This window comes from Bradyrhizobium sp. LM2.9 (assembly GCF_054056555.1).
On the sequence record NZ_JBSRYJ010000002.1, the window covers coordinates 4,957,778 to 4,980,233 of the forward strand.

Here is a 22,456-nt window from a genome sequence, read left to right on the forward strand (position 1 = left end):
GTCAGTCCTCCTTCGGCGCCAGATCGCGCTTGCCGTGATAGCCGCGCTTGGGACGGCGCGGCGGGCCGTAGCCACTGGCCTCGGACTCGTTGCGCTCGCGCGCCTCCTCGCTGCCGGTGCGCTGCACCAGCACGCGGCGGCCCTTGCGGTCGTTGATCACGCCGCGCTTGGCGGCAGGCTTCTTCTCGCGCGGCGCGTCGTCTCCCTCACGCGCGGCAGATTTCTGCGGCACGTCGAACTGGGCACCCGACTTCTCGATGATCTTGTCGCCGAGCTGGTCGCGCAGCACGCGCGACTTGATCTCCTCGACCTGGCCTTCGGGGACCTCGCCGAGCTGGAACGGTCCGTAGGACACCCGGATCAGCCGGTTCACCTCGAGCCCGAGATGGGCGCAGACATTGCGCACTTCGCGGTTCTTGCCCTCGCGGATCGCGAAAACCAACCAGACATTGGCGCCCTGGTCACGCTCCAGCGTGGCGTCGATCGGACCGTATTTGACGCCCTCGACCTCGATGCCGTTCTTTAGCTCGTCGAGCTGCGCCTGCGTGACGTCGCCGTGGGCGCGGACGCGATAGCGGCGCAGCCAGCCGGTGTCCGGCAGCTCGAGCGTGCGCGCGAGCCCACCATCATTGGTGAGCAGCAACAGGCCCTCGGTGTTGAAGTCGAGCCGGCCGATCGAAATCAGCCGCGGCAGGCCTTCGGGCAGATTGTCGAACACGGTCGGACGCCCCTCGGGATCGTCATGCGTCGTCATCAGCCCGCGCGGCTTGTGATAGAGGAACAGCCGCGTGCGCTCGCGCTCCGGCATCGGCTTGCCGTCGATCGTGACGACATCGTTCGAGGTGATGTCGAGCGCCGGCGAATTGATGACACGGCCGTTGACGGCGACGCGGCCCTGCGTGACCATCTCCTCGGCATCGCGGCGCGAGGCGAGGCCCGCACGCGACAGCACCTTGGCGATACGCTCGCCGGCCTTCTTGGGCTTCGGTGCTTCGTCCCGGCGCGGGCGGCCTTCAAAGTCCCGATCACGGCCGCGATAGGCGCCGCGGCCGCCGAAGGCCGGGCGTTTCTCGAAGATCCTGCTGTCGTCCTCGTTTTCGCGGCGCGGACGATCGCCGTCGCTGCGCGGATGCTCGTGCCAGTCGGAGCGCTCGCGCGGACGATCGAATTTCGGGCGGTCACCGCCGCGCCCACCACGCTCGCCATCGCTGTCACGGCGGGGCCGGTCGAATTTTGGACGATCATCGCGCGGGCGATCGAATTTGGGCCGCTCACGGAACGGACGATCACCCGATGTACGATCGTCGCGCGAACGCGAAAAGCGCGGACGGTCTTCGCCGCCGCCTTGCCGATCGTCGCGCTTCTGCCAGGGCTTGTCCTGACCGCGGTCGCTGCCGCCAAAATCCTTGCGCGGGCCCTTGCTGAAGTCCTTGCGCGGCGGCCGGTCCCCACGGGGAGCCGCATCGCGCTTCTGCCAAGGCTTTGAATCGCTGCGCTCGCCACGGCCCGGTGCGCCGCGCGAAAACTTCCGCTCGCCGTCGAACTTGCGTTCCGGACGGTCGCCACGCGGTGCGTAAGGTCTCTTGTCGCCAAACTTCGTGTCACCGGTCCGGCCGGACGGACGGGAATCGTCGCGATCCCTGCGCGGCGGACGGTCATCACGCCCATAGGACGGGCGATCACCGCGCGGCTTGAACGGCCGCTTCTCGCCATCGCGCGAGGGGCGATCAGAAAATGGGCGGTCGCCACGGGGCTTGAACGAGCGCTTCTCGCCGTCGCGCGACGGACGATCGGAAAACGGACGGTCTTCACGCGGCTTGAAGGGACGGTCGCCACGCGGCTTGAAGCTGCGCTCGCCACGATCCTCGCCGCGCGGCCGGTCTTCGCGCTTGAACTTCGGGCGGTCGCTGAAATCGCGGCGCGGCGCATCACCGTCTTCGCGGCGGCGGACCGGTCGGCTGTCACTGTCGCCGCGGGGCGGGCGGCTGTCGCCCTTGCCCTCAAATCCGCGCTTGGCGAACTTCTTCTCGGGGCCCCGAGCCTTGCCGGAACGGCCGCCCTTGGCCGGGCCACGGTCGCGCCGGCCGCGGGAATCATTGTCTTTGTCGCTGTCGCGAGGCATGAATAATCTCACTCAGGGGGTGGCCAGAAAGCATTGTGCGCGCTCGTTTCGAGCCGCATGCTCAGGCAAATTCGGTAAGCACTTCTGCTGAAGGCGCAGCTACTAGCAGGTTTCTCGGGATGATACGAGGCTTGAAAGCCCCCTCTTTCATGGATTTGGCGCTCAGAACGGCCGAAAACGCCGGAAAGTCGGGCGAAGTTCCGATCGGATGCGTCGTGGTCCGCAACTTCGAGGTCATCGCCACCGCGGCGAACCGGACCCTGACCGACTACGACCCTACGGCTCATGCCGAGATCATTGCGCTCCGCGAAGCCGCCAAAAAGATCGGCAGCGAGCGCCTGGTCGACTGCGACCTCTACGTGACGCTGGAGCCCTGCACCATGTGTGCGGGCGCGATCTCCTTTGCAAGGGTGAGGCGGCTCTATTACGGCGCCGCCGATCCCAAGGGCGGCGCGGTCGAGTCCGGCGTGAGGTTCTTCACCTCGCCAACCTGCCATCACGTCCCGGATGTCTATTCCGGGGTCGGCGAAAGCGAGTCGGCGCGGCTGCTCAAGGACTTCTTCCGGGAGCGGCGCTAACCCGCCGCAAAGAACTCGCGCAGCGCCTTGGCGGTGACATCAGGGTTCTCCTCGGTGAGAAAGTGTCCCGAATCCACCGGCATGCCGACGACATTCGTCGCCCATTGCTTCCAGATGTCGAGCGGGGTGGCGGCGGCTTGCGCGACGCCTGCATTGCCCCACAGCGCCAGCATCGGAATGGTGATCTTGTTGCCGGCGTCGAAATCCGCCTTGTCGAGATCGTAATCGAAATAGGCGCCGGCGCGATAATCCTCGCACATCGCGTGGACGCGGGCGGGATCGCGGAACGGGGCGATGTAGTGTTCGAGCGCGCGCTCGTCGATGGCGTCGAGCGTCTTCGACCGGGTCTGGCTCGCCATCTTGAAACGCAGGAAGAACTCGCCATTGCTCGAAATCAGCGTTTCCGGCAACGGGGCTGGCTGCGCCAGAAAAGTCCAGTGATAGATCTTCAGCGCGTAGGCGCGGTTCATCCGCTCCCAGTAATTATAGGTCGGCAGGATATCGAGCACGGCCAGGCGCGACAGCCGGCCGGGATGATCGAGCGCAAGCCGATAGGAGACGCGGCCGCCGCGGTCGTGGCCGGCGAGCGCGAAGTGCACGTGGCCGAGGCTCTCCATCGCCTCGACCATGGCCTTGGCCATCGCGCGCTTGCTGTAGGGCATGTGCAGCGCATCGCTCTCGGGCATATCGGACCAGCCATAGCCCGGCAGATCGGCGATGATCAGCGTGAACTGGTCGCTAAGCTGCGGCGCGACGCGGTGCCACATCACGTTGGTCTCGGAGAAGCCGTGCAGCAGCAACAGCGGCGGTCCCTTGCCGCCGACGCGGGCGAAGATGCGGCCGAAGGAAGTGTTGATCCATTCGGAGGCAAAGCCGGGATAGAGGTCGGCGAGATCGGACATCTCCTGCATCCTTATCTGGTCAGCGCTGGATCCTGCTCGGTCTTTGGGGTGCCCCAAAACAAAAACGTCGAAAACAACCCCATGCACAGTAGCTAAGTTCAACGCCTGCCTGCACAATTTTGGAGTGCCGACGGGCGCGGGCGGACATTGCGCGCGCGTGCGAAAAACCGCTGTCAGCTCTTGGCCTTCTCGGCTTCCACCGCCTGCCAGCCGATGTCGCGGCGGCAGAAGCCTTCCGGCCAGTTGATGCGGTCGACGGCCTGATAGGCGCGGCCTTGCGCTTCCGTCACGGTCTTGCCGAGCGCGCAGACATTGAGCACGCGGCCGCCATTGGCGAGGATGGCGCCGTCCTTCTCGACCGTCCCGGCGTGGAAGATCTCGGCGGTCTCGACCTTCGCGGCGTCATCGAGCCCCTCGATCCGCGTGCCCTTCTGATAGTCGCCGGGATATCCCTTCGCCGCCATCACCACCGTGAGCGCGGAATCCGGATGCCAGCGCAGATCAAAATGCTTCAGCTGCCCGTCGCAGGACGCCAGGAAGGCCGGCACGATGTCCGACATCATCCGCAGCATCAGCACCTTGGCACTCGGGATCGCCGAAGCGGACGTTGAACTCGAACAGCTTTGGGCCCTGCGTCGTCAGCATGATCCCGGCATAGAGGATGCCGCGGAAGGGCGTGCCGCGCTGCTTCATGCCGGCAACCGTCGGCAGAATGATCTTGGCCATGATCGCGTCGTGGATCGCCGGCGTGACCAGCGGCGTCGGCGAATAGGCGCCCATGCCGCCGGTGTTCGGGCCGACGTCATGGTCGAACACGCGCTTGTGGTCCTGCGCGGACGCCAGCGGAATGGCGGTCTCGCCGTCGCACAGCGCGAAGAAGCTGATCTCACGGCCCGGCAAAAACTCCTCGATCACGACTTCAGTGCCGGCATCACCAAAGGCGCCCTCGAACATCATGGCGATGGCGTCCTCGGCCTCGCGCACGGTCTTGGCGACGACGACGCCCTTGCCGGCGGCAAGGCCGTCGGCCTTGACCACGATCGGCGCGCCCTGGCTCTGGACGTAAGCACGCGCATCGGCCGCGTTGGTGAAGCGCTTGTAGGCGCCGGTCGGAATGCCGAATTCGGTGCAGAGCGCCTTGGTAAAGCCCTTGGAGCTTTCGAGCTGGGCGGGGATCTTGTCCGGCCCGAACGCCTTGATGCCGGCGGCGGTGAGGTCATCGACGATACCGGCGGCAAGCGGCGTCTCCGGGCCGACCACCACGAGCTCGACCCCATTGGTCTTGCAGAAGTCGATCACGGCGGCATGGTCGGCGACGTCGAGCGCCACGCATTCCGCCTCGCGCGCGATCCCGGCATTGCCCGGCGCGCACCAGAATTTGGTCACCAGGGGAGAGGCTGCGATCTTCCACGCCAGCGCATGTTCGCGGCCGCCGGAACCGAGCAGGAGAATGTGCATCGAGGGCTCGAAATGAGGGGTTTGTTGGGGGCGGAGGTCGCACGAATCGGGGTGGGGCTCAAGGGGGGCTGGCTCCAACCCCCGTCATTCTGGGGCCCCCTTGGGGGGGGTGCGAGCTCGGATTTATCGCGCGGTGAATGCGGATCGGTTGGCGACACTAACGAATTATTCCGCCTTCGGCGGAATACAGAGAGACCACAATGGTCATGCCTGAGTTGCGCTAGCAGCCGTCGCGCCATACCCTTCGAAGCCGTGGCCTTAAATCAGGATCGACCGACATGGCGGTTAACGTTGATTCGGCTGAAGGGGGAAATCGCTTACGGGGTGTTTTCTCTCGCAAGATGTCGTTTGCTAAGAACAAAGGCATATCATTTCAGTTCGACGGTCCCGACGAATTCATTGCATGGTGGAATAATGCCCTTTTGCAACAGCGGGACTCTTGTGCGTACTGCGAAACGCCCATCCGCATAATTCGTGAGTTAATTATTCGTCGCTTGATAGCGGGTCGAAACGGCAAGGTACCTGACGCCCGCGGACCGAATTTTGAAATTGATCGAAAGGACGGAAAGGGAGCTTATTCGGCAGACAACTGTGTGTTGGCTTGCCTCTACTGCAATAACGACAAATCAAACATCTATGACCACGTTATATATAAGGAATTTTTTGGTCCGGCGAGAAGCCGTCACTTTCGATATTTGGCGGAACAGGCGGGTTTAAGCTGGGACTAAGAGGCGCGACGAACTTCAATGCGCCTGCTCATTACTTGAGATCGACGCACTTCATAGCTTAACGGCATTCCGTCAACGATCGGCGAGAGATCCCGGTTGGCTGAAACTTGATCTACGAAAATCAAGAGGATGATGGACTTGAAAAGCGAAACAAATAAAAGGCCAAAGCCTGCCATTCATTTTGAGTGGAGAGAGAAGTTCAATAGTCAACTCATTTTAAGCGAGTTGGCTTCAGCAAGATCGGTTGCAAACGGTCGCAGCTCGTTCAATGGAGGCGCGTATGCATTTTGGCTGCCTGTTATCAAGTCCGCCATCAAAGCTAACAGCCGCGTGGGTAATCTGGGAGGACGATGTATCGAAGTGGCTCTTTCGGACGCGCAACTGACCCTGAATAGCCCAACCGCGTTTCTAGAACGATGTGACCGAGCTTATGAGCATCTTTCTGCACTTCCGAAGACGAAATTCGTCGTGTACTCAACGCTTACATATACCGGGCCCAAGCCTGTAAATTGGCTTAAAACCGAGGACGTTCGAATACAGTGGCAACCGAGTGATAAAGGCTCTTTTGTCCGCGCAGCATCGAAGGCGCGAGATAGTATGTCCTCGCTGCTGAAATCGCGAAAGGTTCCGAATGAGAATGGCGGGTTAACCACCGTGACCGCGCACGTATCCGCGCTCAACCCTCATGATGCACAAGAGAAGGCAACGGATGCCTTAGATGTGTTGCGCGGACTACTTAATCTTCTTGTCAACTCGAGCCGATCGATAAATCCGTTCGCTGATCTTACGGCGCCACACGCAGTGAATAAATTCCGTCGTGGGGCTTTCCAAACGGTCCATCTGCCCGACGGGAGCCTTGCGTCGGAAATGTTCTGGTATGAGCCGCGCTGGCAGCACGACCATCAATCCGTCAAATTCAAAGACCCGGACGACTATCGTAAGAGCATTCTAAAGTGGTGGGGAAAGATTCAAGAGAATCCACTTCGGGATCATATTTGCGCCGGCCTGCTTCGATACTGTCGAGCGCTGGATCATCACGAGTCAGATACTGCGTTGCTTGAAATGTGGGGCGCATTGGAATTCTTGACTGGCACTCAAAATGAAAGGTACGACATCACGATTGATCGTATAGAACGTCTCTTTAGAGACCGAGATCACGCCAGGCTGATCGCGAGTCACATTCGTCATAGGCGAAATCAATCCGTTCACGCAGCGCGGAGCTTAGAGTCCGGCGAATCGGATGCAGTGCTTATTCACGCCGAGATGCTGGTGAGTCGGATTCTATTCTTCTGTATCAAAGACGGCGCTAACTTTGTCGATAAGAGCGAGCTTTTTGAATTTCTTAGTCTCTCCTACGACGAAGAAAATTGGAAACGACGAGATAAACTGTCGAATACTGTTCTTTCAGTACCAAAAAAGATAATGCGATCTTTCAGTTTTGTGCCACGACCACGAACTAAGAGACCATACAAGGCTCTTCGAGTTCATGGTGGCGTGGTGATATCCGGAAAACTATTGTGCCTGCTCGCAGGCCTGTGAATAAGCTGGACAAGCTCCTCAGCCCTCCCGCTACTACCCTGCATTGTGCCATCGTTCGGCTTCCGATTCGAAGTGCAACGTCATTTTGGAGCAGCCTTGGCCAGAATTGGACGAAATCAGCCGTGCGACTGTGGCAGTGGTCTGAAGTACAAAAAATGCCACGGCAAACATCCCATCTCTGCCTCCTTTCACGATGCAGAGCACGAACGGGCGTTTCAACAAGCGATCCGCAAGATGGAAGCCGAGCGCGTGCAGCGTCAGAAACAGCAAGGACTAGGAAAAGGAATTATCTCGGCACCTCTGAACGATCATCGAATTGTCGCTGTCGGCAACACGGTTTATTACTCCAAGAATTGGAGGACATTCCACGATTTCCTCAGAGGCTTCTTGATCGATCTGCTGGGGAAGGACTGGTTTCAGGCAGAATCGAATAAGCCTGATCCTGAGCGTCACCCAATCGTTCGCTGGTTTCATCAGGCCCTCACAGATGCAAAGCGGCTCAGTGTAGTATCTGGCGACATTCACGTCGGACCAATGACCGGCGCGCAACGCGCGTTTATCAACCTTGCCTACAACCTCTATCTAATCGCCCACCACGCAGACCCGAAGCAAGTAGATCAACTCACTTCGAGTTTCGTAGAGAGGTTGAAGAGCGAGCGCGCTGACGATTTTATAGGAAAGCTGTTTGAGACATACGCGGCCGCAGCATTTCTGAAGGCTGGCTTCAACCTAGCTTATGAGAACGAGGCAGACGGGCGCTCATCGCACGTTGAATTCGTCGCCACGTATCCAAAAACCGGAGCAAAATTCTCGGTCGAAGTGAAAGCGAGAAACCGATCTACAGCCGAGGATGGACCAATAGATGAGATCAAGCGTTTGCGGGTGGGTAACAAGCTCAACAAGGCATTGTCGAAGCATGCCCAGCACACGCGCATCGTAATGATCGAAGTCAATGTTCCGGACATCGTGACAGAACCATCATTCGAAGTTGGATGGCCACGAGCAGCCCTCGATCAGATCCGCAGCGTCGAAAAGGCCCCGGCTCCCGACGGCGGAGAAAAGCCAAGTGCATACGTGCTGGTGACTAATCACTCGTTTCACAACAATCTGGACGCAATCGGCAGCAGCACTCAGGTGATCGCAGCAGGTTGCCGCATTCCAGACTTTGGACCTGACGTCGGCTTTAATCGCTTAAAGGAAGTTCTTGAATCTCATGACCGGCACAAGGAAATGCTCGCTATTCTTGATTCGATGAGAGAGCACTACGAGATCCCGTCCACATTCGATGGCGAAAACCCGGAGTTCGCATTCGCGCCAAAGGATTCGCCGCCACGGCTGCGTTTCGGGGAAATTTATTCAGTCCCAGACGCAAGAGGAAAAGAAATCGCGGCTCGGCTCTATGAGGCGATCGTATTGGAGCGCGAAAAAGCAATCATCGGCTGCTATCAGTCACTGAACGGAGGCGAGAACATAATGGTGCGCACGCCAATGACTGATCTGGAAATCGCTGCGTGGAAACGTCATCCCGACACGTTCTTTGGAGAGCTGCGCCAGATTCCGAAGCGAGCGACAAACTGGCTAGAGCTAGCATTGTCCTTTTACGATACCTACAAATCGACGCTTCGTGAGAAGTTGCTTGAGTGGATGGCGACGGCCGAGGACATCGAGTACCTTAAGACTCTGTCACAAGCGGATCTCGCGATCTTGTACTGCGAGCGCCTTGGCTGGGGTGCGGCAAACAAGACATAGACTTTTGGCGAACCATTGAGGCAGGACGTTATTGCCAACCCGTCGCCTGAATTCGCACAATGCTGGGGCAAATGCGTTTGCCGCACGGCACCGCAAATTAGACTTTGCCCGCGCAGAGCAGCGAAGTCAGCTCGCTCGTCTCCTCGCGGCCTCGACGCACGCGGGAACCGGGTCAGGATGCCAGCGGCCGACACCGTGGCGCTGCATGCGCAGCGCCAGTTCGGCGAATGCGCGCCGGATGACGGGTTGCATCCGCGGGCTCAAACGGAAGCAGGGCTCGCCGAGAGAACCCCTCACCCGAGTGAGCCCGTGTCTGCCAGCGGAAATGCCCTCTCCCGCAAGGGGAGAGGGCACAGCAATTCGTCCTGGCACGACGCCGCCGCTACATTTGCTTCCCCGCAATGATCTCCTGCAGCGTCGCCACATGCCGCGCGAAGGCGCCGCGGCCGGATGCGGTGGCGGTGACCGTGGTTTGCGGCTTCTTGCCGACAAAGGCTTTTTCCACCGAGACGTAACCCGCCTTGGCCAGCGTCTCGATATGCGCACCGAGATTGCCGTCGGTGGCGCCGGTGAGCTTTTTCAGCCGCGAGAACTCCAGGCCAGCCGACTGCGGCAGCGCGTTCAGCGCCGCCATGATCTTCAGCCGCAACGGCTGGTGAATGATTTCGTCGAGCTCGGCCATCAGATCCGCCGCATCCAGAGCCCGCCGAGGATCAGGCCGCCGCCGTTGACGAAGGCCATCCAGAGCGGGAACGCCTCGCCGATCCAGAAGAAGCCGATCAGCGTCAGCGCGGCAATTCCAAGACCGATCGCAATGAAGGCATAGCCGAACCAGAGACCCGCCATCATGTAGAACAGCATGAAGTAGAGCGGCCAGAACGTACCCAGCTGGCGCGGACCGAAATGACCGATCACGCTGGTGCAGAGATAGCCGAAGGCGAAGAACAGCACGAACAGCAGAAGCAGTCTGATGTCGAAGCCGCGACCATGGGCGTGGCGCGGCGGATTGAGCAGGCGGAGCGCAACAAGACCGACGACGCCGACAACATCCACGGCAACCCAGGCGTAGACGGCATAGACCGGCCAAAGCCAGGTCACGAGATTGCCCCGCGAACACCAATATGCCCCACCAGACGACCGCGAGGCCCGCCAGCTCGTAGAGCTGCGATTGCTTCACGCGCTGGACGATGTCGTCGATATCGGCCAGCGCCGCGGACGCCTCCTTGCTGTCGATCATGTCGTCCCTTTCTGTCCCTGGGCTATCTCGTATGACGCTCGGTGACACCTGAGCGCGCGCCTCGTCCTTCGAGACGACCGCTACGCGGTCTCCTCAGGATGAGGCTTCGAGACGACCGCTTCCAGCGGTCTCCTCAGGATGAGGCTCAGCTGCACCAGGACCCGTTAAAGCGGCTGCCGCAAACTCGGCCCTCATCCTGAGGGCCCGACGCAGGCGGGCGTCTCGAAGGATGGCCACGGGGAAACCGCTCCCATCTGCGATTGCCTTGCCGTCAACGGGGCGCATCACGACTGCCCTGCCCCGCGCGTCGCCACATCCTCGGCGATGATCGAGATCGCCTTCTGGTTGGTGACGATGCCCATGTGGTTGATGCCGTCGATGACCTTGACGTCAACCGATGGTTTGACGGCCTGCACGGTCTCCGCATATTTGTCCGAGATCATCATCTCGTCCTCGGCACCGCCGAAGACCGTGATCGGATGTGTCGTCGCCGGGAGATCGATGCGATAGCCGCGCGTCGCGAAATTGCGCGTCAGGCGGTCGGAATAGGTGGAGACGAGATACCTTGCCGAACTTGCCGGCACGGCGAGAGCGAGCACGGGAAGCTGCGCGCAGCAGTCGATGCCGAGCTTGCGGAGCGCGGCGAGGCCCAAGAAACGCGGCAGGTCGAAATTGGCCCAGCCGCCGGCATGCGGCTTGTTGGTCGGTGCGTCGTAGCCGAGATAGGGCGCGAGCAGCACCGTGCGCACGAACATGTCCTGCATGATCGGTGTCGCGGCGACGCGAAGCGAGAAGCCGGCGCCGGCCGAATGGCCGATCAAAGTAAGCGGCAGCTCCGGCGCGGTCTTGCGCACCTCGGCGACGAAGTCGACGAGGTCCTCTTCGAGCTGCCCGACATAGCCGATGTCGCCGCGCGTGCCGGAGCCGCCATGGCCGCGAATGTCGAGTGCCCAGGTCTCCACCCCGCGCGAGGCGATCGCATGGGTCAGGGCATGATTGACGGTGCCGCTGGAGCCGGAAGAGCCGTGGATGAAGATCGCGCCACGGCCTGTCGCGGGGCCGCTGGCAACGTAGTGGCGGAAACCGATCCAGGTGCCGTCGCGGGCCTGAAAACGCTCCAGGGCCGGCAGCGTGGACCAATCGATGCCCTTGGCGGAGTCGGAGACCGATCGCATCTCCGGCGGCCGCTCCAGCGGCGTTGCGATCATCGCGGTCAGGATCAGCGCGACACCGCCGACCGCACACAAGGCCCATTTCAGTCCGTTCAAAACGCCGCGTAGCAGTCGAATTGCCATGATCTACTCCCCTCAAACTGATCAAATATAGAGAACTCTATACTACAGAGTACTCTCTCAATCAATCTCCGGATTGGCGCCGCGCTGCAAAAATCCTTAACGTCGGGTCCGATCCCAAAATGCCGAATCGTTTGCCGATGCCGCCTGCGGAACCCCTGCTCAACGCCCCCGAATTCACCGTCTCCGAGCTCTCTCAGTCCCTGAAACGGACGGTCGAGGATGCCTTTGGCCATGTCCGGGTCCGCGGCGAGATCTCCGGCTTCCGCGGGGCTCATTCCTCCGGCCATTGCTATTTCGCGCTCAAGGACGAGAGCGCCAAGATCGAGGCGGTGATCTGGAAGGGCGTGCACGGGCGGATGCGCTTCAAGCCTCAGGAGGGGCTCGAGGTCATCGCCACCGGCAAGCTGACGACCTATCCGGGCTCCTCGAAATACCAGATCGTGATCGAGGCGCTGGAGCCGGCCGGCGTCGGCGCCCTGATGGCGCTGATGGAGGAGCGCAAGAGGAAGCTCGCCGCCGAAGGCCTGTTCGACGAAGCGCGAAAACAGCTGCTGCCCTGGCTGCCGGAGGTGATCGGAGTCGTGACCTCGCCGACCGGCGCCGTCATCCGCGACATCCTGCATCGGCTGGAGGACCGCTTTCCCCGCCACGTGCTGGTGTGGCCGGTCAAGGTGCAGGGCGAAGGCTCCGCCGAGCAGGTCGCGGCCGCGATCCGCGGCTTCAACGCGCTGCCGGAGGGCGGCAAGATTCCGCGCCCCGACGTGCTGATCGTCGCGCGCGGCGGCGGCTCGCTGGAGGATTTGTGGTCGTTCAACGAGGAGATCGTGGTCCGCGCCGCGGCCGAGAGCATGATCCCGCTGATCTCGGCGGTGGGCCACGAGACCGACATCACGTTGATCGATTTCGTCGCCGACAAGCGCGCACCGACGCCGACGGCGGCGGCCGAGATGGCGGTGCCGGTTCGCAGCGATCTGTTCGTCGAGGTCGCCGATCTCGGGCGCCGCACCCGCGCCTATTGGCAGCGCGCCCATGAGAGCCGCCGCAGCGAACTGCGTGCCGCCGCGCGCGCGCTGCCGGCGGCCGGCGACCTGCTGGCGATCCCGCGGCAGCGGCTGGATTCGGCAGGTGCGTCCCTGCCCCGCTGCCTCAAGGCCAACACCCATGCGCATTTCCGCCGGTTCACCGCCGCCGGCGCCAAGCTGACGCTGCGGGTGCTGCACGGCCAGATCGCGCAGGCCGATCATCGCCTCACCGTGTGCGGCGAGCGGCTCGGCCTGTCCACGCGCTCGCTGCTGCGGCGGCGGCGCGACCGCTTTGCCGGGCTGGAGGTGCGCTTGCGCGCCTCAAAGCTCTCCAACGCGCAGGCGCAACGCAACGCGATTGCGCGTCAGCGCGAGCGCACGCATCGACTTGCCGAGCGAGCGGGCCGCGCGCTGGTCACGTTGTTGCAGCGGCTGGATGCCCGCGTCGAGAACAGCGGCAAGCTGCTCTCCGCTTTGTCCTATCGCGGCGTGCTCGCGCGCGGCTTTGCGCTGGTGCGCGATGAAGCCGGCCATCCCCTGCACTCGGCCGACAGCGTCGGGCCGAATGCGCGGATGGAGATCGAGTTTGCAGATGGCCGTGTGGCCGCGACGGCGGATGCGGATCGGCCTGCGCCCGCGGCAAAGCGCGCGCCATCGCAGTCGAAGCCGGCCGCGCAGGACGCCAAGCCCGCACCGAAGCGCATGGGCAAGCCGGTGGATCAGGGTAATTTATTCTAGAGGCGCGGCGCTGCTCCGCCCTCAGTGTCATTCCCCGCGCAGGCGGGAAATCCAGTACGCCGCAGCCTCTCGATGAGCCACTGACGTCTCGGAGTACTGGATCGCCCGGTCAAGCCGGGCGATGACAGCGAGTGTGCGTGCAAATGCAGCCCCATCCCCGTCATTGCGAGCGCAGCGGCGGAGCGAAGCAATCCAGAATCCCTCACCCGAAAAGACGCTGGATTGCTTCGCTCCGCCGCTCCGCTCGCAATGACGGAGTGCCTACCTACCGGCAGGACAATCCCGCGTCGATCGTGGTCCAGAAGCCGCAATGTTCCCGGCGCGAGTTGCGGCGCGCCGGCATGGGCTTCGAACAGGAAGACCGCGACGGTGAAGACAATCAGTGCGGAGGAGAACAGGACGAAGTGGTTGCGCATGGAAGATGCATTTATTCGACATCGTGGTCGAATGATGGCGTCGTCAAATGTTGAAACCGCATCGGTGCGCGATCCGTAGGGTTACAGTCGGCCATCAAGTGCCGTGCAGGGCGGTGGTCGATGCGGGGCTGTCCGCTGTTGTTCCTTCGGGCGGCCCCGCTTCGCACTACCGCGCCAGCCATTCCGCGACCTCTTTCTGCGACTCCGCGCGCGCTACCGCATCGGTGCCGAGATGACCGTGCTCGGGTGCGGCGGCGTCGGTGCTGCCGGCAGCGGCGTGCAGCGGCGTGTTGGCGCGGTCGAAATCGTGATAGGCGCCGGGATAGACCACGATGCGTGCGAGCGCGCTGCGCCCATGCGCGCCCTCGACCATCTGGCGGCAGGCCGGCGGCGACGACACGAGTCGTCATTGGCGCCGATCAGCACCAAAGTCGGCACCCGCGTGCTCCACCCCAAACCCGCGGAAATCCTGCAGTCCGGATAGAACGCGATCGCGGCGCGGAAATCGGGACCAGCGTCGCGCGCAGCACCCTGCGGACGCACGGCCCAGAGCAGCGCGCTGGCGCCATTCGCCCAACCCATCAGGCTGACGCGGTCGCGCACCACCCAGCTTTGCTTCATCAGCCAGGCGCGCGAAGCCGCGATGTCGGCAACGCGCTCGCGCCGCGCCTTGACGTGCATCTCCTTGACGCGACATTGCGGCCCGAGCTCGCGCGAGCCGTAGCTGTCAGGGAGCAGCACGGCGTTGCCGGACTTGAGCAGACGCTCGGCCCAGTCGCGATAGCGCGACAGCACGGAATCGGAATGGCCGCCGAGCCCGCCGCAGCCGTGGAGCGCGATCACGGCCGGAAACGGCCCCGTGCCCTCAGGCTTGTAGAGCTGCGCATGCAGCACGCCCGACGCCAGCGGAATCTCGACCTGCTGCGGCGCCGGCGACGCTTGCGCGGCCGATATCAGGAACGTCAGGAACAGGGCGGTTAACGGAAGGCGCATCGGACTCTGCCGTTGGATCCTTCGCTCAAGCACTATCACGCGGAAACGGCGCCAAAACATCACAAACCGGTGGGTTTACCGGGCGGACAAGCCACCCTATTTATGCTACATCCCGTCCAACACATCGTGCCCTCCAGGGTCTTCCACGGAGCGGCCTTCCACGGAGACTTTCGACCGTGCTGAACAAGTTCGGCCCCTCGGGCCATGGCGAAGCGCAGGTGCAGTATCTCGACGGCGACTTCCGTGTGATCTCGCCGGGGACCTTCGTGCGCTGCGCCATCACCGACACGCGCATCCCGCTCGACGAGTTGAAGTACTGGAGCGTGGACCTGCAGGAAGCCTACGCCACGCCCGGCGCCGTGCTCGAGCGGCATTACCCCGGCGCGCCGAAGCCGCAATCGTAAGGCCGCGGGCGCGCTTCTAGTGCTGCTCCGTGCCATCCGCGCCCACGCAAGTCTTGATGAAGCTCTTCCTGATCTCGCCGACGACCTTCTGATCGATCGCCTGCTTCAGGCAATCGACCCGCGCCTGCGCCATGCAGAGCTGCATCTGGTCGCGCTTGTCCTGCCCCTTCATATTTTGCGTCGAGCTAAGGCACGTCACGCGCTTGGTCGCGGGAACCGGAACCGTGGCGGTTGGATTTGCTGGAGCGGCCGGCGGAGCCGTCTGTGCAAACACCGGCGCAACGATCAGACACACAAGGCCGGCGGCGACGGCGGCGAACGACAACTTCATCGAATTCTCCTGAACGTCTGAAAACGATAGGAACTTGCGATGAATGGCGCCTGAATGGCAGGCTGCTGTCGGATGGGCAAAGCGCAGCTGCCCTGCCGGCGTGGCACGACAGGTGCAGCTTATCGCGAGGTATGAGAATGGTCCGCATCGGCGTCGCGACGGTGTTCGCGCGCGCCTGAAGTGCGCGTCTCACAGCAAATGATCTCCGTCGTGCCAATCCGCGTTGCATCGAATAGTGCTTGCACTCCGTGGTTAGTGATTTCGCGTTGTGGTTGGATTCTTTGTTGCGGTCGGCGCTCTCAGGTTGTTTGACGAAGTCTTGGTGAAACAGAGCGCTGCTATAGTGAGACCTTAGGTAACTAGCCCTGCTCTTTTATCGCACAGACAATCAAGTCAACCAAACGGCCATTGAGCTTTGGAATTGGCGCAGTCTGTGAACGGGCTCATAACGAAGAGCCATCTGACGGGCTACGATCACCTCGAAAATCGCGGTGGAATATCTGTAAATCGAAAGTCAAACGACGGGGCTGATCATGCCCACCATACTAGACCTGCTCTATCGTGAATATTGCCGCGCCCGCCTCGCTGAAATGCGGAAACAGCTTTTGATCGCAGCTGAACGCTCTGAAGCTCTCGAAGCGCATCATCATCCGGATAAGGGTGACGATGAGAGGGACGGACGCGCAACGCAAGACCGGTCGCGGCGCGCCGAATTGAAGCGGCCCCGAGACCGGCGATCTCTCCCGCATAGCAGTGACCAAGCAATTGGCAACAGTTTGGGAGGCAGCAATGAATACAGCCGAGTACTATACCGTCATGGTGGCCTGCGTCTCGTGCCTGACCATTATCGGATTGATGGCCGTTGGGGCGTGGTGAGCATGATTGACAGCTGAACCGCGATCGCAGGCCGTACCGAGGCGCTGGCAAGCACGTTCGGTCGGACCTATGGCGCCGGATGCAGCACGCGCCATTCAGCATGGTCCGTCAATGGACGCTGGAAGACCTTCGCTTCGCCTCGATTTGCAGACATGATTCTTGCTGTGAGGCGAGCGTTGCCGCCGCTTCGTTCGACTGCGGCGGCTTCGCTTTAGATCCGGATGTCAGCTTCCGGGCGGTGACGGCTCTCATGCGAGGCTACATCAACTCCCGAACGTGCGGAAGAGAATTCATCAGCCGCGACATGTCGCCCCTGTCAGTTGTCGCATCACGCCGAGTGATCTGTTTTTCCATCACACCGTGGCGTCCACAATCCACCAAGGCGAGAGCGACGTGCAATCTGATGTTTCCCCGAGTCACTTTGCTTCCGGTCGTTCGGGGCGGCATGGATACGGGGCGCGTCTTCGCCTTCGCTCTTTGGGCTAGGGCGGAGCGCTTTGGCCACCCTACAAAATCATCGTCTGCCGAACCGCCGCTCGCGCGCCTTGTAGAGATGATCGCTGATCAGCTGCCGGAGCGCGGCCGCATCATCGAACTCGAGCTGGACCGCGAAAGGCACGATGCCATCGGGCACGCCTTCGCGGCCGTGCAGGCGTGCGAGATCCTTTTCCGTCGTCACCAGGATTTGCTGCTCGCGCTGTGCCTCCGCGGCGAGGGCTGCGATCTCGTCGTTTGAAAACATGTGATGATCGGCGAAGGCGCGCGTGCGCGCGACCTCGATGCCGCCAGCGCGCAGCGTGCGGAAGAATCGTTCGGGATCGCCGATGCCGGCGAACGCGAACACCGGCTTGCCCAACAGTCTTGCGACCGACCCGGCATCCGGCTTCAGCCGCGCGCGCAGCTCCGGCTTGTTGCGCTTGGCCAGCTCGGCCGCAACATCGTTGGCGGCGCGGCCACCGCCGATCAGCACCAGCGCGTCGGTGCGCGCGAGCTGCGCCTTCAGCGGTGCGCGCAGGGGCCCGGCCGGAAACACCTTGCCGTTGCCGAGGCCGCGTTCGCTGTCGATCACGATCAGCGAGGTGTCCTTCAAAACACGCGGGTTCTGGAAACCGTCGTCCATCAGGATCACGGTGGCGCCTTGCGACTTCGCCAGCACGACGCCGTCAAGGCGATCGCGCGCGACTGCAACAGGGACGTCGCGCGCCATCATCAGCGGCTCGTCGCCGATGTCGGAAGCGGTGTGACGCATCCGGTCAACCATCACCGGCCCTTTGAGGCTGCCACCATAGCCGCGGCTGAGCACTACCGGCGTCTCGCCGAGCTCGCGCAAGAGCTTCGTCAGCGCCAGCACGGTCGGCGTCTTGCCGGCGCCGCCGACATGGTAGTTGCCGACGCAGATTACGGGGATGCCGGCGTCCACGCCCTCGCGCAGCATCCGCCGTTCGGTTATCGCGCCGTAGAGCACGCCCAGCGGCGATAATACGCGCGACTCGAGGGAACGTGGCCGGTACCAGAAGGCCGGCTCACGCATTGGCGGCTCCCATCTCGATCCGCAACTGCAACAGATAGGGCTCGAGCGCGGTCATGGTGCGGTTGAGCGCGCCGCCGAGATCCTCGACTACGCCGGCGCCCGACCGATGCATCTTGTCGCGCACGGTGGGATCGGCGAGCAACTGCCCGAGTTGCTTGATCAGCAGTTCCTGCGTCTCGGCCTGGCGCGCGCCGCCGCTGCGATCGAGCGCCTCGTAGACATCGGCGAAATTGAAGACGTGCGGACCGTGGACGATGGCCGCGCCGAGCTTGATCGCCTCGATCGGATTCTGGCCGCCATGACGGATCAGCGATCCGCCCATGAACACGATCGGCGAGAGGCGGTAGAACAGACCGAGTTCGCCCATGGTGTCGGCGACATAGACGTCGGTAGTCGCAGTCGGCAGCTCGTCGCGCGAGCGCAGGGCCGGCTTCAGGCCGGACGCCGTGATCAGGCCCGCGATCGAGGAGCCGCGATCCGGATGGCGCGGCACGATCACGGTCAGAAGCTGCGGGAAGAAACCGGCGAGGCTGCGATGGGCCGCCACCAGCATCTCCTCCTCGCCCGGATGGGTCGAGGCGGCGACGATGACCGGACGCCCGCGCGTCATCGTCATCAGCCGTTCGAGCTTGGCGGGATCGGCCGGCGGCGCGGGAACGTCGAGCTTGAGATTGCCCGTGGTGACGACGTCGCGGCCGCCGAGCGTCGAGAAGCGCTCCGCATCGGTCTTGGACTGCGCCAGACAAATGTCGAACCGCGACAGCAGCGCCGAGATGGTGCCGTGCATGCGGCGCCAGCGCGGGAAGGAACGCGGCGACATCCGCCCGTTGATCAGCACCATCGGCACGCGTCGCGCAGCGCCCGCCAGGATCAGGTTCGGCCACAAATCGGATTCGATGAACAGCGCCAGCGACGGCTTCCAATGGTCGAGGAAGCGCGCGACATAACGCGGGGAATCATACGGCACGTATTGATGGATGACGTCCGGCGGAAAGCGTTTTGCCACCACCGCGGCCGAGGTGACGGTGCCGGAGGTAAGCAGAATGCGCAAATTGAGATCGCGCAAGCGCTCGATCAGCGCGGCAGCGGCCAGGACCTCGCCGACGCTGGCGCCGTGAATCCAGACCAGCGGGCCGTGCGGCCGCACGTCCCGGGACAGGCCCCGCCGTTCGCCGACGCGCGCGGGATCTTCCTTGCCCTGTTTCAGGCGCCGCTTGATCAGCGCAGGCGCGAGCGGCACCAGGCCGCGAGCCAGGCGCCGATACATCCGCAGCGTCATCGGCAGCGAGCCGGGCAGCGATTTAGGCATCTGCAGGTCCCGGGCGGCCGAGTTGCGCATAGGCGCGCCGGGTCGCCTCGTTCAAGGTCTCTTCCAGCTCGAGCCGCAGCGCTTCCATGGTGGCGGCGTCCGCATCCGGCGGAACGTGGATTTCCTTGATGCCGACCAATGCGCCCCGCCCGAACGGCAGGTTGATGGTGGTGCGGTCCCAGTTCTCGAGCCGGACGAAGCGGCTGGTCGCCATCGCAAAAGGCATGATCGGCCGCCCCGATTCCCGTGCGAGCATGATGATGCCGAGCCCGGCCACGCGCGAGCGTTTCGGGACATCGGCGGTCAGCGCGACATTACAACCGTCCTGGAGCGTCCGCACCATTTCCTTGAAAGCCCCGACCCCACCTTTGCGGTGAAATGCGCCGCCATGGTCGCCGGACCCGCGGATGGTGCCGATGCCGAGCCGCTCGGCGGCAATCGCGTTGAACTCGCCGTCGCGGTGACGCGAGATCAGCACCCTGGCCTTGTACCAGTCCTTGTTCTTGATGAAGGGCGTGAGGAAATGCTGGCCGTGCCAGAACGCGAAGATCGCCGGGATCTGCGGCTCGACGCGGTCATAAACGTCAGGCGGATCGAACGTGAATGTGTTGGTCCGCCAGACCAGACGCAGATATTCGGCCGCCAGGATTCCCACGGCACGCTGAACGAAGCTGCTCCGCAGCGCATTGCGAAGCAGCTTTTTCAACGCGTCGGTTCTTGATTCGGGTCGAGCAGCCTGTGGAGATGGACGATGAAATAGCGCATCTGCGCGTTGTCGACCGTGCTCTGCGCCTTGGCCCGCCAGGCGGCGTGGGCCGTCGCATAGTTCGGATAGAGGCCGACGACCTCGACCTCGTCGAGGTTCTTGAAGGTGTTGTGCTCGAGATCGACGAGCTCGCCGCCGACGACGAGGTGGAGCAGTTGTTGCGGGGCACTATCTGGCATCGGTTCTGTTCCTAAACGGGCTGCCCGGCAAAGCAGTGTTCGACAAGCACGAGAAAGCGCTTCACAGCAAGGGGCGATTTCGAAAATGCGCGACAATGTTCGCATGACGATCGCAACCCGCTGCCACCAGCACCCCGTGCGTGACTTCCCGGCGGTTATAGAGGATGGGATCTCCGGAGAGGTCGCTCATCCTACCATCCGCTTCCTGCACGATCAAATCGGCCGCCGCAAGGTCCCAGTCATGACTGTTGCCGCCCGCAAAAGCCGCATCCAGCGCGCCATGGGCGACCCGGCAGAGCCGCAGCGCGAGCGAACCGATTCGCGGATGCAGCTTGATCTCGCCCAGTGACGGCTTCAGGCGCTCGACCAGGGGCTTCGGGCCCGCGACACGCGAGAAGTCGAGATCGGATCCGGACGTCGCCCGCACGGCCTTGCCGTTGAGCGTCGTGCCCTGCCCGCGCGCCGCGAAGAAGAACTCGTCGCTGGTCGGCGCGAACACCGCACCCAGCACCGGCAAGGCATCCTCGACCAGCGCGACGCTGACGCACCATTCGTCATGGCCATTGAGGTAGTTGCGGGTGCCGTCGATGGGATCGACGATCCAAGTCAGCCGCCGAGACAGCCGCACCTCGTCGTCGGCGCTCTCCTCCGACAGCCAGCCATAGTCGGGCGTCGCTGCGCGCAGGCGCGCTTCCAGGAGATCGTTGACGGCAATGTCGGCCTCCGAGACCGGCGAGGACGCGCCCTTGGTCCACTTCTTCAGCTCGGTGCGGAACATCGACCGCGCGAGTGCGCCCGCCTCTCGCACCGTGTCTCTCAGCAGCGCGGCGTCGCGCGTCAGGACGGTTTCGCTTGTTGAGTTCGCGTCAGCGTCCGCCAAGCGTCAAACTTTCGATGCGCACCGTCGGCGCATTGACGCCGTAGCGGAACTCGAGATTGTTCGCCGGCTGCATCGACTTGAAGATCTCGAACAGATGGCCGGCGATCGTCACCTCGCTAACGGCATAGGTGAGCTCGCCGTTCTCGATCCAGAAGCCGGAGGCGCCGCGGCTGTAATCGCCGGTGACGCCGTTGACGCCCGAGCCGATCAAATCGGTGACGTAGAAGCCCTGCTTGATATCGGCGATCAGCTCGGCCGGCGTCGGCGTGCCGGGTTCGAGATGCAGATTGTACGGCCCGGGTGACGGCGAGGAGGACACGCCGCGATGGGCGTGGCCGGTGGTGGTGAGGCCGAGCTCGCGCGCGGTGGCGCAGTCGAGCAGCCAGGTCGTCAGCACGCCTTCGTCGATCAGCGCGATCTTCTTCACCGCAACGCCTTCGGCGTCAAACGTCTGCGAGCGCAGGCCGCGTTTGCGCAGGGGGTCGTCGATGATGCGGATGTTCCTGGCGAACAGCTGCTGGCCGAGCTTGTCCTTCAGGAAGCTGGTCTTGCGCGCGATCGAAGCGCCATTGATGGCACCGACGACGTGACCGACCAGCGAGCCCGCGACGCGCGGATCGAATACCACAGGCACCTTGCAGGTCTCGACCTTGCGCGGATTGGCGCGCGCCACGGTGCGCTCGCCCGCGGAACGGCCGACAATCTCCGGTGACAAGAGGTCCGCACCATGCGGCGCCGAGGTGAAATCGTAGTCGCGCTCCATGCCGGTGCCTTCGCCGACGATGGCGGTGGCGGAAATGCCCTGGCTGGAACGCAGATAAGAGCCGTGGAAGCCGGTGCTGGTGACGAGCACCATGCCGCCCATGCCGGCGGAGGCCGAGGCGCCGCCGGATTTGGCCACGCCCTTCACGCTGAGCGCCGCGGCTTCGGCTTCGAGCGCGCGGCGCTCCAGCTCCGAGGTTGCGGGTACGTCGGGGTCGAGCAGATCGAGATCGGGGAAGTCGCGCGCGAGCAGCGCGGGGTCGGCAAGACCGACATATTTATCGTCTGGCGCAACGCGCGCCATCGCAACGGCGCGTTCGGCAAGCGTGGTCACGGCATCGCCGCTGGCGTCATTGGTCGAGACCACCGCCTGGCGCCGGCCGACCAGCACGCGCAGGCCGACATCGTCGCCCTCGGACCGCTCGGATTCCTCGACGCGGCCGTCGCGCACCTCGACGCCTTGCGAGACGCCACGCACCGCGACCGCATCGGCCGCATCTGCGCCGGCGCGTTTGGCAGCCTCCACCAGCCGCTGCGCGAGATCAGAGAGCGCAGACTGGTCAAACAGGTCGCGGCCGGATGTGGACGAATCTTTGGGCGAAAGCGTCGAGCTTGGTGAAGGGTTCACAAAGGAAATCCTG

Annotated in this window: 17 protein-coding genes and 3 pseudogenes; 6 read left to right on the top strand and 14 right to left on the bottom strand. The window is 63.0% G+C overall.

Going from position 1 to position 22,456, the window contains the following annotated elements:
* Window position 1: 1 nt before the first annotated feature.
* On the bottom strand, window positions 2-2,122 hold the full coding sequence (locus tag ACVWW3_RS25855; protein WP_456648235.1) for a pseudouridine synthase: 2,121 nt from the start codon (window positions 2,120-2,122) through the stop codon (window positions 2-4).
* A 119-nt stretch (window positions 2,123-2,241) separates the two neighbouring features.
* Between ACVWW3_RS25855 and ACVWW3_RS25860 the strand changes: the two genes are divergently transcribed.
* Window positions 2,242-2,700, top strand: a complete 459-nt coding sequence (locus ACVWW3_RS25860) for a nucleoside deaminase (RefSeq protein ID WP_247343546.1) — start codon at window positions 2,242-2,244, stop codon at window positions 2,698-2,700.
* Here ACVWW3_RS25860 and ACVWW3_RS25865 read toward each other — a convergent pair.
* Window positions 2,697-3,602: an alpha/beta fold hydrolase gene (locus ACVWW3_RS25865; protein WP_456648234.1), complete on the bottom strand. Its 906-nt coding sequence runs from the start codon at window positions 3,600-3,602 to the stop codon at window positions 2,697-2,699. The genes ACVWW3_RS25860 and ACVWW3_RS25865 overlap by 4 nt on opposite strands.
* Window positions 3,603-3,775: 173 nt before the next feature.
* Window positions 3,776-5,060: pseudogene (gene purD / locus ACVWW3_RS25870) on the bottom strand (phosphoribosylamine--glycine ligase).
* 278 nt (window positions 5,061-5,338) lie between these two features.
* On the opposite strand from purD, the gene ACVWW3_RS25875 reads away from it, so the two are divergent.
* The 3 genes from ACVWW3_RS25875 to ACVWW3_RS25885 all read left to right on the top strand — a co-directional run bounded on the left by ACVWW3_RS25875 (window position 5,339) and on the right by ACVWW3_RS25885 (window position 9,076).
* Window positions 5,339-5,788: a hypothetical protein gene (locus ACVWW3_RS25875; protein WP_456648232.1), complete on the top strand. Its 450-nt coding sequence runs from the start codon at window positions 5,339-5,341 to the stop codon at window positions 5,786-5,788.
* A 138-nt stretch (window positions 5,789-5,926) separates the two neighbouring features.
* Window positions 5,927-7,327 (top strand): hypothetical protein, encoded by a 1,401-nt coding sequence (locus tag ACVWW3_RS25880; RefSeq protein WP_456672176.1) that lies wholly within the window; start codon window positions 5,927-5,929, stop codon window positions 7,325-7,327.
* Between the two features lie 96 nt (window positions 7,328-7,423).
* Entirely contained in the window at window positions 7,424-9,076 is a 1,653-nt protein-coding gene (locus ACVWW3_RS25885; protein WP_456648230.1) for a YecA family protein, read from the top strand.
* A 382-nt stretch (window positions 9,077-9,458) separates the two neighbouring features.
* Here the strand turns inward: ACVWW3_RS25885 and ACVWW3_RS25890 are convergent, their stop codons facing one another.
* The 3 genes and pseudogenes from ACVWW3_RS25890 to ACVWW3_RS25900 form a co-directional block, all read right to left on the bottom strand.
* Window positions 9,459-9,758 (bottom strand): winged helix-turn-helix domain-containing protein, encoded by a 300-nt coding sequence (locus ACVWW3_RS25890; RefSeq protein ID WP_456648229.1) that lies wholly within the window; start codon window positions 9,756-9,758, stop codon window positions 9,459-9,461.
* Window positions 9,758-10,313, bottom strand: a pseudogene (locus ACVWW3_RS25895) (hypothetical protein). Before ACVWW3_RS25895 ends, ACVWW3_RS25890 begins: the two are co-directional and overlap by 1 nt.
* 284 nt (window positions 10,314-10,597) lie before the next feature.
* Window positions 10,598-11,608 (bottom strand): alpha/beta hydrolase, encoded by a 1,011-nt coding sequence (locus ACVWW3_RS25900; RefSeq protein ID WP_456648227.1) that lies wholly within the window; start codon window positions 11,606-11,608, stop codon window positions 10,598-10,600.
* Window positions 11,609-11,727: 119 nt separating this feature from the next.
* Between ACVWW3_RS25900 and xseA the strand changes: the two genes are divergently transcribed.
* Entirely contained in the window at window positions 11,728-13,368 is a 1,641-nt protein-coding gene (xseA, locus tag ACVWW3_RS25905; protein WP_456648226.1) for an exodeoxyribonuclease VII large subunit, read from the top strand.
* 582 nt (window positions 13,369-13,950) lie between these two features.
* Here xseA and ACVWW3_RS25910 read toward each other — a convergent pair.
* Window positions 13,951-14,777, bottom strand: a pseudogene (locus tag ACVWW3_RS25910) (dienelactone hydrolase family protein).
* 176 nt (window positions 14,778-14,953) lie between these two features.
* Here ACVWW3_RS25910 and ACVWW3_RS25915 point away from each other — a divergent pair.
* Complete coding sequence (locus ACVWW3_RS25915) at window positions 14,954-15,181, top strand: DUF2093 domain-containing protein (RefSeq protein WP_247442249.1); 228 nt, start codon at window positions 14,954-14,956, stop codon at window positions 15,179-15,181.
* Between the two features lie 16 nt (window positions 15,182-15,197).
* Here the strand turns inward: ACVWW3_RS25915 and ACVWW3_RS25920 are convergent, their stop codons facing one another.
* From ACVWW3_RS25920 to ACVWW3_RS25950, 7 genes are all read right to left on the bottom strand, one after another.
* Entirely contained in the window at window positions 15,198-15,512 is a 315-nt protein-coding gene (locus tag ACVWW3_RS25920; protein WP_456648224.1) for a hypothetical protein, read from the bottom strand.
* Between the two features lie 1,390 nt (window positions 15,513-16,902).
* A complete protein-coding gene (lpxK, locus tag ACVWW3_RS25925; protein ID WP_456648223.1) occupies window positions 16,903-17,919 on the bottom strand; it encodes a tetraacyldisaccharide 4'-kinase in 1,017 nt (338 codons plus the stop codon).
* On the bottom strand, window positions 17,912-19,258 hold the full coding sequence (locus tag ACVWW3_RS25930) for a 3-deoxy-D-manno-octulosonic acid transferase (protein WP_456648222.1): 1,347 nt from the start codon (window positions 19,256-19,258) through the stop codon (window positions 17,912-17,914). The genes lpxK and ACVWW3_RS25930 overlap by 8 nt, the downstream gene beginning before the upstream one ends.
* Entirely contained in the window at window positions 19,221-19,934 is a 714-nt protein-coding gene (locus ACVWW3_RS25935) for a lysophospholipid acyltransferase family protein (RefSeq protein WP_247343590.1), read from the bottom strand. The genes ACVWW3_RS25930 and ACVWW3_RS25935 overlap by 38 nt, the downstream gene beginning before the upstream one ends.
* Window positions 19,931-20,173 carry a DUF4170 domain-containing protein gene (locus ACVWW3_RS25940; protein WP_456648221.1) on the bottom strand — a complete coding sequence of 81 codons (243 nt, stop codon included), beginning with the start codon at window positions 20,171-20,173 and terminating at the stop codon, window positions 19,931-19,933. The genes ACVWW3_RS25935 and ACVWW3_RS25940 overlap by 4 nt, the downstream gene beginning before the upstream one ends.
* 61 nt (window positions 20,174-20,234) lie before the next feature.
* Window positions 20,235-21,053, bottom strand: a complete 819-nt coding sequence (locus ACVWW3_RS25945; RefSeq protein ID WP_456648220.1) for a 3'(2'),5'-bisphosphate nucleotidase CysQ — start codon at window positions 21,051-21,053, stop codon at window positions 20,235-20,237.
* Complete coding sequence (locus ACVWW3_RS25950; RefSeq protein ID WP_456648219.1) at window positions 21,040-22,443, bottom strand: TldD/PmbA family protein; 1,404 nt, start codon at window positions 22,441-22,443, stop codon at window positions 21,040-21,042. Before ACVWW3_RS25950 ends, ACVWW3_RS25945 begins: the two co-directional genes overlap by 14 nt.
* Window positions 22,444-22,456 lie beyond the last annotated feature (13 nt).

Bases quoted from the DNA above. Each gene is read 5' to 3' on its own strand.
- ACVWW3_RS25855 (WP_456648235.1), bottom strand. From the start codon at position 2,122: ATGCCTCGCGACAGCGACAAAGACAATGATTCCCGCGGCCGGCGCGAC.
- ACVWW3_RS25860 (WP_247343546.1), top strand. From the start codon at position 2,242: ATGATACGAGGCTTGAAAGCCCCCTCTTTCATGGATTTGGCGCTCAGA.
- ACVWW3_RS25865 (WP_456648234.1), bottom strand. From the start codon at position 3,602: ATGTCCGATCTCGCCGACCTCTATCCCGGCTTTGCCTCCGAATGGATC.
- ACVWW3_RS25875 (WP_456648232.1), top strand. From the start codon at position 5,339: ATGGCGGTTAACGTTGATTCGGCTGAAGGGGGAAATCGCTTACGGGGT.
- ACVWW3_RS25890 (WP_456648229.1), bottom strand. From the start codon at position 9,758: ATGGCCGAGCTCGACGAAATCATTCACCAGCCGTTGCGGCTGAAGATC.
- ACVWW3_RS25900 (WP_456648227.1), bottom strand. From the start codon at position 11,608: ATGGCAATTCGACTGCTACGCGGCGTTTTGAACGGACTGAAATGGGCC.
- xseA (WP_456648226.1), top strand. From the start codon at position 11,728: ATGCCGAATCGTTTGCCGATGCCGCCTGCGGAACCCCTGCTCAACGCC.
- ACVWW3_RS25920 (WP_456648224.1), bottom strand. From the start codon at position 15,512: ATGAAGTTGTCGTTCGCCGCCGTCGCCGCCGGCCTTGTGTGTCTGATC.
- lpxK (WP_456648223.1), bottom strand. From the start codon at position 17,919: ATGCGTGAGCCGGCCTTCTGGTACCGGCCACGTTCCCTCGAGTCGCGC.
- ACVWW3_RS25930 (WP_456648222.1), bottom strand. From the start codon at position 19,258: ATGCGCAACTCGGCCGCCCGGGACCTGCAGATGCCTAAATCGCTGCCC.
- ACVWW3_RS25940 (WP_456648221.1), bottom strand. From the start codon at position 20,173: ATGCCAGATAGTGCCCCGCAACAACTGCTCCACCTCGTCGTCGGCGGC.